Below are 19,132 nucleotides of genomic sequence, written 5' to 3' on the forward strand. Positions count from 1 at the left end.
GTCTAGTCCTTTGCGAAGGCGCGCCGCCAATTGCCCTTCGTATAGTAGGCGATTGTCAGCAGCATTGAGGCGATGCCCCCTACCGGAAAGGCCCACCAGACGGCATCGCCACCCATCTGCGGGTATAGCGCGTAATAGAAGCCAAGGCGGGCCGGGTAGAGCGCGATTGCCATGATGATCAGCGGCGCCACGACGGCGCCGTAGGCGCGCATGGTGCCCGACAGGATCATCGTCACCGACATGAAAAGGTAGGCGCAGGTGCAGATGAGCTGGATGCGTTCGGCAATCGGCATGGCCGGGCTGTTCCCGCCCAGGAACAGGGCAAGCAGCGGATGGTCGGCCAGGACGATGATCGCGGCGAGCGTGGTGGTCATCGCCAGGTTGCTCAGCACGCCGACGCGGGTCACTGCGCCGACGCGGGCATGATTGCCGGCTCCCAGCGTCTGCGCCACCATCGCACTGACGGCCGAGCCCACGGCGAAGGCGGGCATCTGCAGGTAGTTCCAAAGTTGCAGCGACGCGCCGTAGGCTGCGGCGGCGTTAAGCCCCTCGCGGTTCACCAGCCCGATCATGATGACGCCGGCCGATGAGAAAAGCAGCATCTGCGCGCCCATCGGCACGCCTTTGGTCACGATGTACTTCAGCTCTTCGCTTCGCGGGATTACATAACGCAATTCGGCTCCGCGCAGCCGCAGCGGCAGGTCCTTGCGGTAGATCTGGCGGATCTGGAACATCGTGCCGGAGAAGTTGGCGAAGGCCGTCGCCATGGCCGACCCGGCGATCCCCAGCGAGGGCACGGGCCCCAGGCCCATGATCAGCAGCGGGTTGAGCACGATGTCGAGCATGACCGTCAGGATCATGGCGTATAGCGGCGTCTTGGAATCCCCGGCGCCGCGCAGGGCCATGGAGATGATCATCGACATCACCCCGAACGGCACGGTGACGAAGATCACGCGCAAGTAGGCGAGGGCCTCGTGCACGCTGGCCTTGGGCGTGCCGAGAGCGTCGAGCAGGGCGGGCGAGAAGTACCAGCCCAGCGCGCCGGTCACGGCCGACAGGGCGACGCACAGGCCGAGCCCGGTGCCGAATGTCGCGCGCAGGGCTTCGATGTCGCGGGCACCGAAATGCTGGCCGACGCGCACCGTCGTCGCCATGCCCAGTCCGATCGTCGCGGCGATTACGAGGAACATCACGATATTGGCGTTGGCGGTTGCCGCCAGCGCGCTCTCGCCCAGCAGCCGGCCGACCCAGATCGTGTTGATCGAGCCGTTGAGCGTCTGCAGCACGTTCGACAGCAGCATCGGGATGGAGAAAAGGAGCAGGGTGCGCAGGATCGGTCCCTGCGTCAGGTCACCGCGCTGGGTCTTGCCGTGAGTGCCCTCGGCAAGGGCCTCCGCTTCCATCGATACCGCTTCGCTCATGTTCCCCGCGTGTCGCCCCAGAGGTGGATGTGCAGCCGGTCGGTAAAGCGCAGGCCCCTGCTCACGCACAAGTCGGCCAGCCAGGCGGAGCGCTGGCGCACCACCTCGCTCGAGCGGCCTTCTGGCATTAGGAAGATGCGCTCGCCCGGAATCGCGTAAGTCTGCTGGAGCGCAAGCACTTCGTCGAGGTCTTCCGGCTCGGCAATGACGAACTTGAAGTAGCCACGTGGATCGGCCGACCATGCCGCGAGGCGCTGCGGGATCAGCGCGAGGTCCGCCGGGTTGCCGCTGTGGGCGAGCTTGGGGCTGACATTGAACTGGTGAATCAGCGGATCGAGCGCGGCGTGGGGCGCAACCGAGCCATTGGTCTCGATCTCGACATGCATGCCGGGGCGCAGCGCGTTCAGTTCACCGATCATGCGGGCCAGCGCCGGACCCTGCAGCAGCGGTTCGCCGCCGGTGATCACGAGCCGGTCGGGAGGCAGGGCAGCAACCTGCGCCGCCACGTCCGCTTCCGCCAGCGAGAGCTGGTTCGCCGTGCGCTTGAAGGCAGTGTCGTCGCGGTGGGGGCGGTTGTCACCCTCGAAACGCCAGGTGTAGGCGGTATCGCACCACTGGCAGGCAAGGTTGCAGCGCGAGAGCCGCACGAAAGTGCTCGGACGTCCCATCGACGCACCTTCGCCCTGCAGCGAAGCGAAGATTTCTGGTTCACCCGGCGTGGTCGTGGCAAGGATCAGGGGCATCGAAGGCGGGTTTCGGTTCCGACAGGTTTACACGGTTTACACAGTCCAGAGGCAATTGGCACCGCTCTGTGGGCCGCCTTGATTACACCTGTTTTGCAAGGGCTTTGAGGGACGGGCATGGCGGTACAGTGACAGACCCGGCCCGTGTAGGAAATGGTGAAGATAGCGTGGTGCCGGTGCGTTGCGGGTGCGTCGACAGGCCTGGCAAAAGGGCGGGCGGAGCGAGACGTTTCGCTCCGCCCGCCCTGAGCCTGTCGAAGGCCAAAGGCGCCTGGCTTACCCCAGGCGCGCCAGTGCCGCCGCAAGGCGCTCGGCTTCGGCGGTGTGGTGCGCGTGGTCGCTGCGGGCCTTCTCGACCGCCTCGGGCTTGGCCTTTTCGACGAACTTGGGGTTCGAGAGGCGGCCTTCCAGCGACTTGGCTTCCTTCTGCGAGGCGGCCAGCGCCTTTTCGAGGCGGGCCTTTTCCGCCGCGATGTCGATCACGCCTTCCAGCGGGATCGCCAGCATCGCATCGCCGGCGCCGACTTGCAGCAGTGCGCCTGCCGGGGCCGCTTCGAAGTGGATCGCATCGAGGCGGGCAAGGCGGTCGATCGCCGCGCCGTTGCGCTCGACGATGGCCCTTGTCGCTTCGCTCGGATCGGCAAGGTAGGCGGTCAGGCGTGCGCCCGGCGCAATGCCGAGTTCGGCCTTGGCGCCGCGCAGGTTGCCGATCAGCGCGATCAGCCACTCGACTTCGGCCTTGGCGGCGCCGTCGATCGCGGCGTTCGGGGCGGGCCACTTCGCGGTGATCAGCGGGTAATCGCCGCGCTCGCCCATCTTGCTCCACAGCTCCTCGGTCACGAAGGGCATGAAGGGGTGAAGCATGACGAGTATCTGGTCGAGCACCCAACCGGCGACGGCCTTGGTCTCCGCGTCGAAGTTGCCCTTCACCAGTTCGATGTACCAGTCGCAGAACTGGTCCCAGACGAAGTGGTAGATGGTGTTCGCCGCCGCGTCGAAGCGCAGCTCGGCCATGGCCTTGTCGAGTTCGGCCAGGGTCTCGACGACTTCGCCGATGATCCACTTGTTGACTGCCGTCGTGGCCGCCGGGGCCTCTACCGAGGTCGAGGCGCCGATGCCGTTGCTCTGGCAGAAGCGGGCCGCGTTCCACAGCTTGGTCGCGAAGTTGCGGTAACCCTCGACGCGTTTTTCATCCATCTTCACGTCGCGGCCCTGGCTTTCCATGGCCGACATGAAGAAGCGCAGCGCGTCGGCGCCGTACTTGTCGATCAGGCCGAGCGGGTCGACGACGTTGCCCTTGGACTTTGACATCTTCTGCCCGTCCGCCGCGCGCACGAGGCCATGCAGGTAGAGCCGCTTCCACGGCACTTCCTTCATGAAGTGGATGCCCTGCATCGCCATGCGCGCATCCCAGAAGAACAGGATGTCGAAGCCGGAAACGAGCAGGTCGTTGGGGTAGTGCTTCTTGAGCAGCGGCGCGTCCTCGTCCGGCCAGCCCAGCGTGGCGAAAGGCCACAGTGCCGACGAGAACCACGTGTCGAGGACGTCCTCGTCGCGGGTCAGCTTCTTGTTGCCGGCCAGCGCCTGCGCTTCTTCCTCGGTCTCGGCGACATAGACTTCGCCGTCCTCGGCATACCACGCCGGAATCCGGTGGCCCCACCAGAGCTGGCGGCTGACGCACCACGGCTGGATGTTCTCCATCCAGTTGAAGAAGGTCTTTTCCCAGGTCTTGGGGACGATCTCGATCTTGCCCGAGCGCACTGCCTCGAGCGGGGGCTGGGCCAGGGTTTCGGCATCGACGTACCACTGGTCGGTCAGCCAGGGTTCGATGACCACGCCGCCGCGGTCGCCGAAGGGGGTCTGGATCGTGCGCGGCTCGGCGTCGTGAAGGACTTCGTTGCCTTCCTTGTCCCTGGTGACGTGGGGGATGAGGAAGCCCAGTTCCTTCATCTCGGCCACCACGGCATCGCGCGCAGCGAAGCGCTCCATGCCAAGGTACTTTTCGGGAATCAGGCCATCCGCGGTCTGCACCACGTTGGCTTCGGCATCGAACATGTTGAGCATGTCCGCAGGCTTGATTCCGGCGCGCTTGCCGACTTCGAAGTCGTTGAAGTCATGGCCCGGCGTGATCTTCACCGCGCCCGAGCCCAGCTGCGGATCGGCGTGCTCGTCGCCCACCACCTTGAAGCGGCGCCCGGTGATCGGCTGGAGGATCTCCTTGCCGATGACGGCCTCGTAGCGCTCGTCCTCGGGATGGACAGCCACGGCCATGTCGGCCAGCATCGTTTCCGGGCGCGTGGTGGCGACCTCGATGTAGTCCTGCCCGTTGGCAAGCGTCACGCCGTCGGCCAGCGGGTACTTGAAGTGCCAGAAACCGCCCTGCATCTCGCGCGTCTCGACCTCGAGATCGGAGATCGCGGTCTTGAGCTTGGGGTCCCAGTTCACCAGCCGCTTGTCGCGGTAGATCAGGCCCTGGTTGTAGAGATCGACGAAGACCTTCACGACCGCCCTGGTGAAGTGCGGGTCCATCGTGAACTGCTCGCGGCTCCAGTCCATCGAGCAGCCCAGGCGGCGCAGCTGGCGGGTGATGGTGCCGCCGCTTTCGTGCTTCCATTCCCAGACCTTGTCGACGAAGGCTTCGCGCGAATAGTTGGTGCGCTTGTCCTGTTTCGCTTCCATCTGGCGCTCGACCACCATCTGCGTGGCGATGCCGGCGTGATCGGTGCCCACCACCCACAGCGCGTCCTTGCCGCGCAGGCGCTCGTAGCGGATGACGATGTCCTGCAGCGTGTTGTCGAGCGCGTGGCCGATGTGCAGCGAGCCGGTGACGTTCGGCGGCGGATTGACGATGGTGAACGGCTGCGCGTCCGGGCGCTCCGGGCGGAACAGGCCGTTGTCTTCCCAGTGGGAATACCACTTCGCCTCGATCGGGGCGGGGTCGAAAGTCTTGTCGAGCGCAGGCGCGGGATTCTGGTCGGTCATGGCGCGGCGCTTTGCCAGTGCTGGGCAAGTCGCGCAAGTTGCCAGTGCGGCCTCTCGCGGGTCCGTGCCTTTGTTTCGCCGCACGGCCCTGCGAAAGCAAGGGATCGACGTCGCGGCGAACAATTCGTCGCAGCCGGGGAACCTCTTGCCGGTCCACGGTTTTTCCCCCAATACGAGCGCACATGCGGGAATGGGCTGAATTCACTCTGTCGGAAAGCGACGAAGGCGGTGTTCCTACGCTGGCGCTGCAGGGACCACTGCGCGTGCATTCGCTGGGCGATCTCGAGGACAAGCTTGAGGCTGTCGACGGGCATTTTCAGCAGATCGACCTCTCCGGCGTTACCGATATCGATACGACAGGCGCGTGGCTGGTCTCGCGATTTGCCGACCGGCGAGGCGTGGCAATCGTTCATGAAAGCGAGCAGGCGCGGCGGCTCTTCGCAGCCATCGGCAGCGTCGAGGGGGAGGAAGCGGAGATCGCGCCGGAGCCTCCGCTGCTGCGCCGCACGGTCGCGGAATTCGGCGGTGTCGTGACCCTGTGGGGGCGCGGAGCGATGAGCGCTGTCGCCTTCCTGGGCGAACTCATCATGAGCCTGGGCACGATCGTCCGCCACCCCTCGCGGCTGCGGGTCAAGTCGTTGGTCCATCACATGCAGTACGTGGGCATCAACTCGCTGTGGATCATCAGCCTGATGAGCTTCCTCATCGGCATCGTCATTGCCCAGCAGGGCGCGGTGCAGCTCGCCCAGTTCGGCGCGGAGATCTACACCATCAACCTGACTGGGCGCCTTTCGATGCGGGAGCTTGGTATCCTGATGACCTCGATCATGGTCGCGGGGCGTTCGGGTTCCGCCTTTGCGGCGCAGATCGGGACGATGAAGCTGACCGAGGAAGTCGACGCCATGCGCACCATCGGCGTCTCGCCGATGGAAGCGCTGGTGGTGCCGCGCGTGCTCGCCTCGATGATCATGATGCCGCTGCTCGGCTTCTGGTCGGCGATCCTCGCGATCATCGGCGGCGCCTTCATCTCGAACTTCGCGCTCGACATTCCGTTCTGGACATTCCTGCAGCGCACCCAGGCCGTGGTGCCGATCACGGACGTGTGGATCGGCCTGCTCAAGGCCCCGGTCTTCGCGCTGATCGTCGCGCTGGCGGGCTGCTATCAGGGCATGCAGGTAACCACCAACGCCGAGGAAGTGGGCAGCCGCACCACCCAGTCGGTCGTCACCGCGATCTTCACCGTCATCGTCCTCGACGCTTTCTTCGCGATCTTCTTCACGGAGATCGGCTGGAAATGAGCGACACCCAGGAATATCCGATCCAGGTCGAGGGGCTGCGCAACGCCTTCGGTGAGCACGTGATCCACGAGGATCTCTCGCTGAAAGTCCGCAAGGGCGAGATTCTCGGTGTCGTCGGCGGCTCGGGCACCGGCAAGTCGGTACTGATGCGCTCGATCATCGGCTTGCAGCGGCCCACCGCGGGCACCGTCACCGTGCTCGGCCATGACATGGAACATGCCGATGACGAGGACGAGATCGACATCCGTTCGCGCTGGGGCGTGCTGTTCCAGGGCGGCGCGCTGTTCTCGACGCTGACCGTGGGCGAAAACGTCGAGGTTCCCCTCAAGCAGTTCTACCCGGAGATATCCGACCAGCTGCGCGAGGAGATCGCCCGTTTCAAGGTCAAGCTCTCGGGCCTGCCCGAGGAAGCGGCCTACAAGTATCCCAACGAGCTGTCGGGCGGGATGAAGAAGCGCGCCGGCCTTGCCCGTGCGCTTGCGCTCGATCCCGAGCTGCTGTTTCTTGACGAGCCCACCGCGGGCCTCGACCCGATCGGCGCGGCCGCTTTCGACAAGCTGACGCGCGAACTGAAGGAAACGCTGGGCCTTACGGTCTTTCTCATCACGCACGACCTCGATACGCTTTACGCGATCTGCGACCGCGTGGCGGTGCTGGCGGACAAGCAGGTGATCGCCTGCGGGACGATTCCCGAACTGCTGGCGCTCGATCACCCGTGGATCCAGGAATATTTCAACGGCCCGCGCGGCCGCGCCGCACTGGCGGCCAAGGACGATCCCGAAGTGCACCCGGAACATGCAGGGTCAGGGCTCGTTGATGAAGAGAAGACCGAAAGGGGCGAAGGGCAGACCATGGACAAGTCCGGAAGAGCGGGGGCATAGGCACGGGACATGGAAACGCGCGCCAACAATGTCTGGGTCGGAGCCGTCACGCTGGTGCTGCTGGCGCTGCTGGCGGCCTTCATCATCTGGATCGCCCGCCTCAATGAAGGCGAGCGCACCGAATACGACATCTTCTTCAAGCAGTCGGTGGACGGGCTCGCCAAGGGGTCCGAGGTCAACTACGCGGGTGTTCCCGTGGGGCAGATCTCGCAGATCGAGCTGTGGCCCAAGGACCCCAGCTTCATTCGCGTGCGCATAAAGGTGGACGAGAAGGTCCCGGTGACGGTGGGTACGTCCGCGACGATCCAGGGCAGCTTCACCGGCGTTTCGGACATCCAGCTCGAAGGCGCGGTCAAGGGCGCCCCGATGCTGACCGAACCGGGCCCCGAAGGCGTGCCGGTCATCCCGACCAAGCGCGGAGGCCTTGGCGAGATTCTCTCCAACGCGCCGCTGTTGCTGGAACGTCTCGCCACCCTGACCGAAAGCCTCAACCAGCTTCTCTCCGAGGAGAACCGGCGTTCGATCACCGGCATCCTGAGCAATACCGACAAGATGACCCGCGACCTGTCGCGCGCCACGCCGCAGATCGAGGCGACTGTGCGCGAACTGCAGGGCACCCTGGATCAGGCGACCAAGACGCTCGCCGCATTCGAGGGCGTGGCGACCAAGGCGGACTCTTTGCTCGGCAGCGAGGGCAATTCGCTGGCGGCGCAGCTGCGCGCCACGCTCAGTTCCGCGCAGAAGTCGATGGATCAGCTCGACAAGACGATGGAGACTGCCCAGCCCGCGCTGCGTCAGGTTTCGCAGCAGACGCTGCCCGCCGCGGAAGCCGCGATCCGTGACCTTCGCGCGACCAGCAAGGCGCTGCGCAACGTGACCGAGAAGATCGACGAGCAGGGCGCAGGTGCGCTGCTCAAGGGCCAGAAACTGCCGGACTACAAGCCATGACGGAATTCAGGATGGGGAATGCGATGAGCGGTTGGCGCAAGTCCGGCGCATGGCGCGGGGCGGTGATCGCGGCAGCCTGTCTGACGCTGCCGGGATGCATCAGCCTCGGTGCGAAAGTGCCCGAACAGCTGATCAAGCTCACGCCCGATGTCAGCGCTCCGGCCGGGGCGACGGCCAGCGGCCAGCTCAGCGATGCCATCGTCGTGCTCGATCCCGAGGCCGACCGCAGCCTCGATGTCATGCGCGTGCCGGTCCAGATCAACGAATCCAGCGTTGCCTATCTCAAGGACGCTTCGTGGATCGAAAAGCCCACCCGCCAGTTCCGCAACCTGCTTGCCGAAACGCTGCGAGCCGAAACCGGCAAGCTGGTGGTCGAAGGCGGCGATTTCGAAGTGACCGGCAAGACGCTGATCGGCGGCCGCCTGCTCAACATGGGCTATGATGCCCCGAGCAGTTCCGTCGTGGTCCGCTTCGACGCCATGCTCCGTGAACCCGGTGGTGAAATCGTCACGCGCCGCTTCGAATCCGTGGTCAACAACGTCGAGCCGAAGGCCGACTGGGTCGGTCCCGCGTTGAACCAGGCCGCGAACGACGTGGCCCGGCAGGTCGCGCATTGGGTCAAGGAAGGCTGATCGACGGCGCTACACCCGGGCTGGGATGCGTATTTCGAAGCCTGAATTGATAAAATTTCAAGTGTAGTTGCAGTAATGTGCAATCCATGGGGGCGTCTCCTCTTATGAAAAGAGGTGGGGGCGAAATAATTCTTCGCAATGTTCCGTCACACTTCTTGGCAATGGATTGCATCCGCACTTTAGCGAGACTTTGGTGCCCCGCTGCGCGATGCCCGTGTTGCCGCAGTGCAACACGTCTCCTTTGGGTCACACTTCCTTTCATCTCCATGGATTGACTGCGTTTTATCCTCTCCGTACGCGGCGCCTCCCCCCGGTTCTGCCGGGCAGGGAGGATAAGAAAATGCAGGAGTTTTACATGAAGAAGTTTGCCATTGCCGGCGCCGCTGCCGCACTGTTCGTCGTTCCCGCCGCCGCCAACGCTCAGGCGTGGGTGCAGGCTGAGACCGGCCTCGACGTCGTTTCCATCGGCGGCGAGTCCGACGAAGGCGTGAGCTATGGCGCTTCGGCTGGCTACGACGTCGCTCTGTCGGGTGGCATGTTCGTTGGTATTCAGGGCACCGTTGCCGACAGCAGCACCAAGGAATGCGTCCGCGACTTTGACGTCGTTGGCGACAAGCTCTGCGTGAAGACCGGCCGCGATCTCGCCGCCGTGGTCCGTCTCGGCACCACCGTTGGCGAAAGCACCAAGCTTTACGTTCTGGGTGGCTACGCCAACGGACGCGTTCGCCTGACCTATAACGATGGCGTCGACAGCGACTCGATCGGCGAAAACGGCGACGGCTTCCGTCTCGGTGCCGGCGCGCAGTACACGCTGAGCAACAACATGTTCGTGAAGGGTGAATATCGCTACACGAACTACGAAAGCGACTTCAGCCGTCACAATGTGCTGGTCGGCCTCGGCTTCCAGTTCTGATCCTTGCCTGGCAAGGATAGGGTGAGGCGCCTCTAGCCTCTCCCAACCACAAGCATGCGAGCCCGCTCCGGTTCAGGCCGGGGCGGGTTTTCTTTTGGCGGTGAACCTCAGCCGCTGGGCTGGTCCTCGATCAGGGCGATCATGCGCTCCAGCCAGGCGCGCGGCTGGCGGGCCCGGCCGATGTCGCAGACGAATTCCTGCCCGCGCCGCGCGGAATCGAGACCTCGGCGGCCGATCCAGCGTTCCGGACGATCATGGTAGGTGAGGCCGCGTTTTCCCAGCCATGGCGGCACTTGCCAGAGATTGAGCGGCCCGCCCGGCTGCGTCAGCCGCAATTCGTCCACGGCCCTGCGTGCCGTGGCGCCGGGGCCGAACCAGATCGTATTGTTTGCGGGCCATTCGCCTTCGGCGTGGGGATGGGGCCTTGGCGGTTCGCGCCAGCAGGGGGATTGTCGCAGGGCCTCGGGAGCAGCGCAGGCCTCGACGCGCATGTGGGCAAAGATGCGGTGATGGCGCTCGCCCGTGTCGGGATCGGCGAAGAGGCCGAAGAACAGGAAATGATCGCCCGGGCCGACGCCGTGCTTGATGAGATGACCTTGCGCCGCGCCGCACTGGCCGAACCAGCACAGCCCGTCTCCGAACATCGGGTCGTCATGGCACAGGTCGGCGCCGCCGATCCGGCCGCGCGTTAGGGCGGTCACCAGTTCGCCGAGGCCGCGTTCGGCAAAGCTGGTGCGAGAGCGGTCCGCTGCGGGGATCGGCAGGGAGACAGGTGCGCCGCCCAGGATCGGAGAGGGCACTCCGCCCGCTGTCGTGTCGAAACCCTTGCGGCTGAAGACGAGCTTCACGCCGCCCGCCTCAGCCTTCGCGGGCGAGCCGGGTGAGGCGCATGGCCAGCTCGAAAGCCTCGAGGCGGGTCTTGCGGCGCTCTGCGGCTTCCCAGTCTTCACCCCACAGCTCGATCTGCCAGTCCTCTTCAAGGTTGGCAGCGCGCCACAGCGTTTCGCTGTCCGCATCGGGCTGGGCCGCGAAGAGGCCGATGACGAGCGAAGCGGCGAGGCTGGTGAGCATGCGCAGGCCCGCCAGGGTGAAGTCGTCCTGCTCGCCCAGAAGCTGTTCCAGGCGGGCAAGGGTCCGGGGCGGCTGCGGCTTGTGAATGATGCCGGAAACGCGGGTGAACGTCAGGCCCCAGCGCTCCTCGGCGCTCTTGAGCAGGGGTTCCCAGACCTCCTGCTGGCGCTGGAAGAGCGCATCTTCCGGGTCTGCGCGATAGCAAAGGGTGTCGGTCTCGGCGTAGGGCACCATGCCCCGGATCGCCTCGGCGCGGTCGACGGCAACTGCGTCTATGGCAAAATCGCACAAGTCGCGCAGGACGAAGCCGGCCGGGTCGATATCTTCGCCCTGTGCGGCCCATTCCTCGGCCAGCGCCTCGGCCAGGGGCATGGTGGGCACTATCTGCGTGCGGCCTCCGGCTGTCTTGATCGGCCGTCCGTCGAGCAGGACGCGCCAGCCTGAGTCGGTCTCGCCGACGGTAACTTCCTTGTAGAATCGCTTCATTTGGGTGTGCGCCACTTCCGCGCGAGAACTTTGGGGACGATGAAGGTGTCGGCCAGGCCGACGGCGATGAGGATATAGCCCAGCCACGAAGGCAGGGGGTAAGTGCCGTTGGCGATGAGGATGCCGCAAACGACGAAGGCCACGCCCAGCAGGCGCATGATCTGGATCACCGCAAAGCGGGCCGCCGCCGGATCGCGCTCGCTCATTTGAGCAGGTAGGCCAGCAGTTCGGCCGGGGTTTCCGCGACCCATTCGGCGCCCGCCGCCTTCAGTTCTTCGGGATGGTGATAGCCCCAGTCGACCCCGACCGCGCGGGTGCGGGCGGACCGCGCCATCTGCATGTCGTAGCCGGTGTCGCCGATCATGACCGCTTCGCCGGGCTGCGCTCCCGCTTCGAACAGGGCCTGCTCCAGCATTTCCGGATTGGGCTTGGAAGGGTGGCGATCTGCGGTCTGCAGGGTAACGAACAGGTCGGTTATGCCGTTGTTGGCAAGGCAATGCGCCAGGCCACGGTCGGACATGCCTGTGGCGACGCCGAGCGTCCAGCCCGATGCGGCGAGCGTGCGCAGGCAGTCCTCGACCCCCTCGAACAGGGGCTGCGAAACGCGGCCTTCGGCGCGTGCGGCTCGGAAGGCTGCCTTGTAGCTTTCGGCCATGGCCTGCTGCTGTTCGAAATCGCTGCCGGGCAGCAGCTGGCGCATCGCCTGCGGCAGCGACAGGCCGACGGCGCGGCGGATCGTATTGCGCGGCGGACTGGCGAGGCCGTGCTCGGCGAAAGTCGCTTCCATTGCCTCGCAAATCGCCGCCTGTCCGTCGATCAGCGTGCCGTCACAGTCGAAGACGGCCAGCTTCACCGCTTGCCTCGCGGGCCGCCGGGCTTCTTCGCGCCGCTCCGGCCTCCCGTCGGCCGTCCACCGGCAGGCTTGCCGGGGCCGGGCTTTCCGCCGGGCCGCGCAGGCTTGCCGCCGGGGCGGGCGGGCTTGCCCGAGCGTGCCCCCGGTTTGCCGCCGCGCGGCGGCGGGCCGTCCCCGCGTGAGCGCCGCTCTCCGCGCCGTTCCTTGCGGTACTGCTTGGAGTGGGCCTTGGCCGCGCGCTTCTGCTCGTCCTTGCCCGGCTCGGGCGGAGCTTCGGGCAGTTCGGCGCCGTCGGCCTCATCGAAGCCGAGCTGCTCCAACGAATTGGCGAAATGCTCGGGCAGCGGGGCGGTCACGTCGAGCGGGGCGCCGTCGGGATGGTCGATGATCAGGCGGCGCGCGTGCAGGTGCATCTTGCGGCTGATCGTGCCGGTCAGGAAGGCGTCCTGCCCGCCGTACTTGCCGTCGCCGACGATCGGGTGCCCGATTGCCGCCATGTGCACGCGCAGCTGGTGGGTGCGGCCGGTCAGAGGATGCAGTTCCACCCACGCGGCGCGGTTCCCGGCGCGGTCGAGCACGCGGTAGCGGGTGCGTGCGGGCTGGCCGCCTTCCTCGTCGACGTGCATCTTCTCGCCGCCGGTGCCCGGCTGCTTGGCCAGCGGCAGTTCGATCATGCCGTCCGAGATGCTGGGCACGCCGACCACGAGAGCCCAGTAGATTTTCCTCGCCGAACGGCCGGAGAAGCGCTTGGAGAAGAACGCGGCGCTGCCCGGGGTGCGGGCGATCAGCAGGACGCCGGAGGTGTCCTTGTCGAGCCGGTGGACGAGGCGGGGACGCGGGCCGTCAGGCGCATAGGCGTCGAGCAGGCCGTCGACGTGCTGCTTCATGCCCGAGCCGCCCTGCGTGGCAAGGCCCGGCGGCTTGTTGAGCACGATGGCGGCGCGGTCCTGCGTGAGGACCATCGAATCGGCGAGTTCCAGTTCTTCCTCGGTCAGCTCGCGGCGCGTGCGGGCTGGCTTGCCGCCCGGCTTGACCTCGCCGCCCGGGGGGACGCGCAGGACCTGTCCGGCGCTCAGCCGGTCGGCGACGTCGGCGCGCTTGCCGTCGACGCGGATCTGCCCGGTGCGGGCCCAGCGCGATACGGTGGCGAAGCCGACTTGCGGCAGGTGCCGCTTGAACCAGCGGTCAAGGCGGACGCCTTCATCGTCGGCGCCGACGGTGAACTGGCGGACAATGTCGTTATTTTCGGGGCGGCTCATGCAACGTGCCTCATGATCGAAAGGCCAAGGAACAGGCTCATCACGCCGGCGATCAGGGAGATGCCGGTATAGAAAGCCGCAAGCCCGAGCTGGCCGCGCTCGGCAAGGCTGACGATGTCGAGACTGAAGGAAGAAAACGTGGTGAAGCCGCCGAGCACGCCAATGGCAAGGAACAGGCGGGTGCCTTCGCCATGGCTGCCGAAGCGCGCGAGCCAGCCCACGAGCAGGCCCATGAACAGGCTGCCCAGGACGTTGACGGTAAGCGTTCCCCAGGGGAAATCGCTGGCACGCACGGGCCCGATCGCGGCGACCCAGGCGCGACCCACAAGGAATCGCAGCCAGGCGCCGAATCCGCCGCCGAACGCCACGTAGAGCGAGGCTACTATAAAGGAGGGATGAGGCATCGCGTCGCCTTAGCGGCGAATCGGCAATAATCCAATTCTTCCCGCATGACTGTGCTGCGCAAGCCGTTGGGGCTGCGGGAGAGGGGGGAGCAGACTCCCCCTCCCGGCGTTGAAATGTGGCCTTCGTGTCACTATATTGTGTGAATGTAGGGCCGGATTGCCGTTGGTTTCAGGCCTTTCTGCTTGTCTTTGTGCGGTCGCTTTGCTAACGGCCCGCCCAATCGAGCCGGACTCTTTCGGGGTGCGGCCCTGTTTTTGGCTTTCAGATTCGCAGTTTGCCACGCGGGAAACGACGCGGGGCGAGCTTCGTTCGTTATTTTTGTGAGGTGTTTCGGTTTATGCAGATCATGGTTCGCGACAACAATGTTGATCAGGCCCTTCGTGCGCTCAAGAAGAAGCTGCAGCGGGAAGGTGTCTATCGCGAAATGAAGCTGCGCCGTCACTACGAGAAGCCGTCGGAAAAGCGCGCCCGCGAAAAGGCCGCTGCCGTGCGCCGCGCCCGCAAGCTTGAGCGCAAGCGCATGGAGCGCGACGGCGTCAAGTAAGACGCCTTTCCCGCTGCAAATGCGGGAAACATCCATTGAGCGCGGCGTTCGTGCTTGAACGCCGCATCTGCTTGAGCCATGAGGGCGCGGAATTTCCATCCGCGCCCTTTGTGTATCTGCCTGTGGGGCGAATTTTCGTACGAGGCCTAACGAAGATGACAGAGATCACCCGCGTCCCGCTGCAGCCTGTTGCCAAGGGCGCCGTCACCAAGATTTGGCTCGGCGTTGCCGCAATTGCCCTGGCGGCCGGCGGCGTGGCCTATGCCGCACTTCCGCCTTCGGTCGACGTGAAGACGCTGACCGCCGGTTCGGGCGAATCCCCGACCGCCGATGACGTCGTGCTGATCAACTACAAGGGCACGCTGCCCGACGGTAAGGTCTTCGACGAGGCCAAGCAGGTCCCCATGGCGCTCAACGAAGTCGTCCCGGGCTTTACCAAGGCGCTGGTCAAGATGCAGCGCGGCGGCAAGTACAAGGTCGAGATCCCCTCGGAGCTGGCCTATGGCGACAAGGCCGTCGGCGACATTCCCGCCAACACCGACCTGACCTTCGAAATCGAACTGATCGACTTCAAGAGCCGCGCCGAGATCGAGCAGCAGCAGCGCATCCTCCAGCAGCTCCAGCAGATGCAGTCGCAGGGCGGCATGCCGGGCGCAGAAGCACCGGCTCACCCCTGATCCGGGGCTGATCCGGGCTGATCCGCGCCTGCTTCGCCGCTTGATGCGGTCAGGAGCGGGTGCTAGCGCCCGCTCACAGCCCATTTATCGAAACGGGGCCGCGCGTCGGCCCCGTCATCATTGAGGAACAGCCATGTCGGTCGATACCGCAACCGTGGCCAAGATCGCCAGCCTCGCCCGCATCAAGGTGAGCGAGCAGGAGCTCGAGGCGATGGTCCCTGAACTCAACGGCATTCTCGCCTGGGTCGAGCAACTCGGCGAAGTCGACGTTACCGGCGTTGAGCCGATGACGGCCGTGATCCCCAACAAGCTGCGCCTGCGCGAAGACGTGATCGACGCCGATCCGCTGACCGGCGGCAACAAGCGCGATGCCGTGCTTGCCAATGCGCCGGCTGCCGAGCACGGCTTCTTCGGCGTGCCCAAGGTGATCGAATAGTGCCAGGTCGCGGACGCCGCGCCTGCCCCGCGACAAGCGCAGGGCGCGCGGATGTCTGCGAAATTCGTCTTTCTACCTCCGCTCGTGCCGAGCCTGTCGAGGCACGCGCGCAACATTATCGGCTGGAAGCAGCATGACTGACCTTACCGAACTTGGCGTAGCCCAGATCCGCGACGGCGTTGCCGGCGGCGAATTCACCGCCGTCGAAGTGGCCGAGGCGTTCAACGCCAATGTCGCTGCCGCACAGGAGGCGCTCAACGCCTTCATCGTCGCCACCCCCGAAGCTGCGGTCGAAGCCGCCAGGGCCACCGACGCCCGGCGCGCCAAGGGCGAAGCGCTGGGCAAGATGGGCGGCGTGCCCATCGGCATGAAGGACCTGTTCGCCACCCGCGGCGTGCAGACCACGGCTGCCAGCCACATCCTCGAAGGCTTCAGGCCCGAGTACGAATCGACCGTTTCGCAGAAGCTGTGGGACGCGGGCGCGGGCATGCTGGGCAAGCTCAACCTCGACCAGTTCGCGATGGGTTCCTCGAACGAGACCAGCTACTTCGGCAACGTGATCTCGCCCTGGCGTCGCAACGACAGCGGCAATGCCGCACTTGCGCCGGGCGGTTCCTCGGGCGGTTCGTCCGCTGCCGTTTCGGCGCGCCTGTGCCCGGCCGCGACCGGCACCGACACCGGCGGTTCGATCCGCCAGCCTGCCGCCTTCACCGGCATTACCGGCATCAAGCCGACGTACGGACGCTGCTCGCGCTGGGGCATCGTCGCTTTCGCCAGCTCGCTCGACCAGGCCGGGCCGATGGCGCGCGACACCCGCGACTGCGCGATCATGCTGGAAGCCATGGCCGGCTTCGATCCCAAGGATTCGACCAGCCTCGACATGCCGGTGCCGCAGTGGGAAGCCGGTCTTTCCGCCGATCTCAAGGGCAAGAAGGTCGGCATTCCGCGCGAATACCGCATGGACGGCATGGACGCCGAGATCGCCGCGCTGTGGGACCAGGGCGTTGCATGGCTGAAGGATGCGGGCGCAGAAGTCGTCGAGATTTCGCTGCCGCACACCAAGTATGCGCTGCCCGCCTACTACATCATCGCGCCGGCCGAGGCTTCCTCGAACCTCGCGCGCTATGACGGCGTGCGCTATGGCCTGCGCGACCTGCCCGACGGGGCCAACCTGCAGGACATGTACGCGGCCACCCGCGCCGCCGGTTTCGGCGCCGAGGTGAAGCGCCGCATCCTGATCGGCACCTACGTCCTTTCGGCTGGCTTCTACGACGCCTACTACACGCAGGCTCAAAAGGTGCGCACCCTGATCAGCCAGGACTTCGCCAGGGCCTTCGAGGAATGCGACGTCATCCTCGCGCCGACCACGCCGACCGCGTCCTTCGCGCTGGGCGAAAAGTCCGACGATCCGCTGAGCATGTACCTCAACGACGTCTTCTCGGTTCCCGCCTCGCTGGCGGGCCTGCCGGCGATGTCGGTCCCGGCGGGCATCAACCGCGAAGGGCTGCCGCTCGGCCTGCAGGTCATCGGCAAGGCCTTCGACGAACAGGGCGTTCTCAATGCCGGCCTCGCGATCGAACAGCGGGCCGGGTTCACGGCCAAGCCGGCCAAGTGGTGGTAAGAGAAATGGCTGACAGCACTTATCGCATCCAGGGCGCAACCGGTGACTGGGAGGTCGTGATCGGCCTCGAAGTCCACGCGCAGGTCACTTCGAACTCCAAGCTGTTCTCCGGCTCGGCAACCGCGTTCGGCGCGGAGCCGAACTCGCAGGTCAGCCTTGTCGATGCGGCGATGCCGGGGATGCTCCCCGTGCTCAACCGCGAGTGCATCCGCCAGGCGGTGCGCACCGGCATGGCCATCGACGCGCAGATCAACAAGTGGTCGCGCTTCGACCGCAAGAACTACTTCTACGCGGACTTGCCGCAGGGCTACCAGATCAGCCAGCTCTACCACCCGCTGGTGGGCGAGGGTGCGATCGAGATCGCGCTGGACGACAAGAACCCCGAAGACACCAAGACCATCGGCATCGAGCGCATCCACGTCGAACAGGACGCGGGCAAGCTGATGCACGACCAGCATCCGACGATGTCCTACGTCGATCTCAACCGCTCTGGCGTGGCGCTGATGGAAATCGTCAGCCGTCCGGACATGCGTTCTCCCGCAGAGGCAGGGGCTTACGTCTCGAAGCTGCGGACGATCCTGCGCTATGTCGGCTCATGCGACGGCAACATGGACCAGGGCTCGATGCGCTGCGACGTCAATGTGTCGGTGCGCCGCCCGGGCGAGGAATTCGGTACCCGTACCGAGACCAAGAACGTCAACTCGGTGCGCTTCGTCATGCAGACGATCGAGCATGAGGCGAACCGCCAGGTCGACGTGCTCGAGAGCGGCGGCAAGATCGTGCAGGAAACCCGCCTGTTCGATCCGACCAGCGGCACGACCCGTTCGATGCGCTCTAAGGAAGATGCGCACGACTATCGCTACTTCCCCGATCCCGACCTCCTGCCGCTCGAGCTGGACGACGCGTTCCTCGAAGAGTGCCGCGCCTCGCTGCCCGAACTGCCGGACGCCAAGCGCCACCGCTATGAGAACGAGCTGGGCCTTTCGCCCTACAATGCGGGCGTGCTGACCGCCGAGGTCGAGACCGCGCGCTGGTTCGAACGTCTCCTTGCCGAAACTGCACGGGCGGCCGGCAAGCAGCCCGCCGAAGTCGCCAAGCAGGCGGCCAACTGGCTGATCTCCGAACTGTTCGGTGCGCTCAACAAGCTGGGCACTTCACTTGAGGAATCGCCGGTAACCCCCGAAAAGGGCGGCGATCTTCTCGCCCTGATCGCCAAGGGCACGATCTCCGGCTCGGCGGCCAAGCAGGTGCTCGAGATCATGCTCGAGACGGGCGAAGACGCAGGCGTGATCGTCGAGCGCGAAGGCCTCAAGCAGGAATCGGACACCGGCGCCATAGAGGCCGAGGTGGACAAGGTGCTCGCTGCCAATGCCGACAAGGTCGAGCAGTACAAGGCGGGCAAGGAAGCCCTGTTCGGCTTCTTCGTCGGCCAGACGATGAAAGCCATGAAGGGCAAGGGCAACCCGCAGGTCGTCAACGAAATCCTGAAGGCCAAGCTGGCCTGAGGTTACGGCCCCTCCCCGTTGCAGTGCGACGGGGAGGGGGATCGCTTATCCGTCAGCCGCTCACCCTGAGCCTGGCGAAGGGTGAGGCCCGGGGACTGGGCGTGCCCGTCGCATGGCTTCAGGCCCGGCGCGTGCCGGTCAGGTCCATCGTTCCGAACATGCCGGCCTTGACCTTGCCGGTGATGACATCGCCTTCGACGGTGGCCGTGCAGTCGAGGTCCATCGGCATCGGCATGGTCATCTTCATTTGCCAGCTCAGGGTATTGCCCGAGATGCGGCCGTCCCTGATGTCCATGGAGCCGAGATCGCCGGTGATATTGCCGGTGAAGCTGTCGCCGTCGCCCGGAACCACGGTGAGGACTCCCTTCTGGTCGCCGAGCGGGGTTTTGGTGATGCAATCGTAGCTGCCGCCTACTGACATGGGGTCATTCTCCTTGTGGCGTCGGGGTGGCGTCTG

Annotated in this window: 20 protein-coding genes; 10 read left to right on the forward strand and 10 right to left on the reverse strand. The window is 65.5% G+C overall.

Annotated elements, in window-relative coordinates:
- Nucleotides 1-2: 2 nt before the first annotated feature.
- From PP1Y_RS15590 to PP1Y_RS15600, 3 genes are all read right to left on the reverse strand, one after another.
- Entirely contained in the window at nucleotides 3-1,421 is a 1,419-nt protein-coding gene (locus tag PP1Y_RS15590) for an MATE family efflux transporter (RefSeq protein WP_232512391.1), read from the reverse strand.
- On the reverse strand, nucleotides 1,418-2,164 hold the full coding sequence (locus PP1Y_RS15595) for a 7-carboxy-7-deazaguanine synthase QueE (RefSeq protein ID WP_013833087.1): 747 nt from the start codon (nucleotides 2,162-2,164) through the stop codon (nucleotides 1,418-1,420). Before PP1Y_RS15595 ends, PP1Y_RS15590 begins: the two co-directional genes overlap by 4 nt.
- A gap of 276 nt (nucleotides 2,165-2,440) precedes the next feature.
- Nucleotides 2,441-5,146 carry a valine--tRNA ligase gene (locus PP1Y_RS15600; protein WP_013833088.1) on the reverse strand — a complete coding sequence of 902 codons (2,706 nt, stop codon included), beginning with the start codon at nucleotides 5,144-5,146 and terminating at the stop codon, nucleotides 2,441-2,443.
- 182 nt (nucleotides 5,147-5,328) lie between these two features.
- On the opposite strand from PP1Y_RS15600, the gene PP1Y_RS15605 reads away from it, so the two are divergent.
- The 5 genes from PP1Y_RS15605 (at nucleotide 5,329) to PP1Y_RS15625 (ending at nucleotide 9,818) form a co-directional block, all read left to right on the forward strand.
- A complete protein-coding gene (locus PP1Y_RS15605) occupies nucleotides 5,329-6,444 on the forward strand; it encodes an ABC transporter permease (RefSeq protein WP_013833089.1) in 1,116 nt (371 codons plus the stop codon).
- A complete protein-coding gene (locus tag PP1Y_RS15610) occupies nucleotides 6,441-7,325 on the forward strand; it encodes an ABC transporter ATP-binding protein (protein WP_013833090.1) in 885 nt (294 codons plus the stop codon). The genes PP1Y_RS15605 and PP1Y_RS15610 overlap by 4 nt, the downstream gene beginning before the upstream one ends.
- A 9-nt stretch (nucleotides 7,326-7,334) precedes the next feature.
- Complete coding sequence (locus tag PP1Y_RS15615; RefSeq protein ID WP_013833091.1) at nucleotides 7,335-8,273, forward strand: MlaD family protein; 939 nt, start codon at nucleotides 7,335-7,337, stop codon at nucleotides 8,271-8,273.
- Between the two features lie 23 nt (nucleotides 8,274-8,296).
- On the forward strand, nucleotides 8,297-8,905 hold the full coding sequence (locus tag PP1Y_RS15620) for an ABC-type transport auxiliary lipoprotein family protein (protein ID WP_013833092.1): 609 nt from the start codon (nucleotides 8,297-8,299) through the stop codon (nucleotides 8,903-8,905).
- 355 nt (nucleotides 8,906-9,260) lie between these two features.
- Nucleotides 9,261-9,818, forward strand: coding sequence for an outer membrane protein (locus tag PP1Y_RS15625; RefSeq protein ID WP_013833093.1), 558 nt, complete (start codon nucleotides 9,261-9,263; stop codon nucleotides 9,816-9,818).
- A gap of 107 nt (nucleotides 9,819-9,925) precedes the next feature.
- Here PP1Y_RS15625 and PP1Y_RS15630 read toward each other — a convergent pair whose 3' ends face one another.
- The 6 genes from PP1Y_RS15630 to crcB are packed head-to-tail and all read right to left on the reverse strand — an operon-like array spanning nucleotide 9,926 to nucleotide 13,891.
- Nucleotides 9,926-10,666 (reverse strand): hypothetical protein, encoded by a 741-nt coding sequence (locus tag PP1Y_RS15630; protein WP_041558908.1) that lies wholly within the window; start codon nucleotides 10,664-10,666, stop codon nucleotides 9,926-9,928.
- Nucleotides 10,667-10,676: 10 nt separating this feature from the next.
- Entirely contained in the window at nucleotides 10,677-11,375 is a 699-nt protein-coding gene (locus tag PP1Y_RS15635) for an ATP12 family chaperone protein (protein WP_013833094.1), read from the reverse strand.
- Entirely contained in the window at nucleotides 11,372-11,581 is a 210-nt protein-coding gene (locus PP1Y_RS15640) for a hypothetical protein (protein ID WP_013833095.1), read from the reverse strand. Before PP1Y_RS15640 ends, PP1Y_RS15635 begins: the two co-directional genes overlap by 4 nt.
- On the reverse strand, nucleotides 11,578-12,228 hold the full coding sequence (locus PP1Y_RS15645) for an HAD-IA family hydrolase (RefSeq protein WP_013833096.1): 651 nt from the start codon (nucleotides 12,226-12,228) through the stop codon (nucleotides 11,578-11,580). The genes PP1Y_RS15640 and PP1Y_RS15645 overlap by 4 nt, the downstream gene beginning before the upstream one ends.
- Nucleotides 12,225-13,487, reverse strand: coding sequence for an RluA family pseudouridine synthase (locus PP1Y_RS15650; RefSeq protein ID WP_013833097.1), 1,263 nt, complete (start codon nucleotides 13,485-13,487; stop codon nucleotides 12,225-12,227). Before PP1Y_RS15650 ends, PP1Y_RS15645 begins: the two co-directional genes overlap by 4 nt.
- Nucleotides 13,484-13,891 carry a fluoride efflux transporter CrcB gene (gene crcB / locus PP1Y_RS15655; RefSeq protein WP_013833098.1) on the reverse strand — a complete coding sequence of 136 codons (408 nt, stop codon included), beginning with the start codon at nucleotides 13,889-13,891 and terminating at the stop codon, nucleotides 13,484-13,486. The genes PP1Y_RS15650 and crcB overlap by 4 nt, the downstream gene beginning before the upstream one ends.
- 338 nt (nucleotides 13,892-14,229) lie before the next feature.
- Here crcB and rpsU point away from each other — a divergent pair, with 338 nt between their 5' ends.
- From rpsU to gatB, 5 genes are all read left to right on the forward strand, one after another.
- On the forward strand, nucleotides 14,230-14,436 hold the full coding sequence (rpsU, locus tag PP1Y_RS15660) for a 30S ribosomal protein S21 (protein WP_007011585.1): 207 nt from the start codon (nucleotides 14,230-14,232) through the stop codon (nucleotides 14,434-14,436).
- A gap of 155 nt (nucleotides 14,437-14,591) precedes the next feature.
- Entirely contained in the window at nucleotides 14,592-15,113 is a 522-nt protein-coding gene (locus PP1Y_RS15665) for an FKBP-type peptidyl-prolyl cis-trans isomerase (protein WP_013833100.1), read from the forward strand.
- A gap of 133 nt (nucleotides 15,114-15,246) precedes the next feature.
- Nucleotides 15,247-15,549, forward strand: a complete 303-nt coding sequence (gene gatC / locus PP1Y_RS15670) for an Asp-tRNA(Asn)/Glu-tRNA(Gln) amidotransferase subunit GatC (RefSeq protein WP_013833101.1) — start codon at nucleotides 15,247-15,249, stop codon at nucleotides 15,547-15,549.
- A gap of 133 nt (nucleotides 15,550-15,682) precedes the next feature.
- Nucleotides 15,683-17,170 carry an Asp-tRNA(Asn)/Glu-tRNA(Gln) amidotransferase subunit GatA gene (gatA, locus tag PP1Y_RS15675; protein ID WP_013833102.1) on the forward strand — a complete coding sequence of 496 codons (1,488 nt, stop codon included), beginning with the start codon at nucleotides 15,683-15,685 and terminating at the stop codon, nucleotides 17,168-17,170.
- A gap of 5 nt (nucleotides 17,171-17,175) precedes the next feature.
- A complete protein-coding gene (gene gatB, locus PP1Y_RS15680; protein ID WP_013833103.1) occupies nucleotides 17,176-18,675 on the forward strand; it encodes an Asp-tRNA(Asn)/Glu-tRNA(Gln) amidotransferase subunit GatB in 1,500 nt (499 codons plus the stop codon).
- Nucleotides 18,676-18,793: 118 nt separating this feature from the next.
- Here gatB and PP1Y_RS15685 read toward each other — a convergent pair whose 3' ends face one another.
- On the reverse strand, nucleotides 18,794-19,096 hold the full coding sequence (locus PP1Y_RS15685; RefSeq protein WP_013833104.1) for a hypothetical protein: 303 nt from the start codon (nucleotides 19,094-19,096) through the stop codon (nucleotides 18,794-18,796).
- Nucleotides 19,097-19,132 lie beyond the last annotated feature (36 nt).

The organism is Novosphingobium sp. PP1Y (assembly GCF_000253255.1).
GTDB lineage: Bacteria > Pseudomonadota > Alphaproteobacteria > Sphingomonadales > Sphingomonadaceae > Novosphingobium.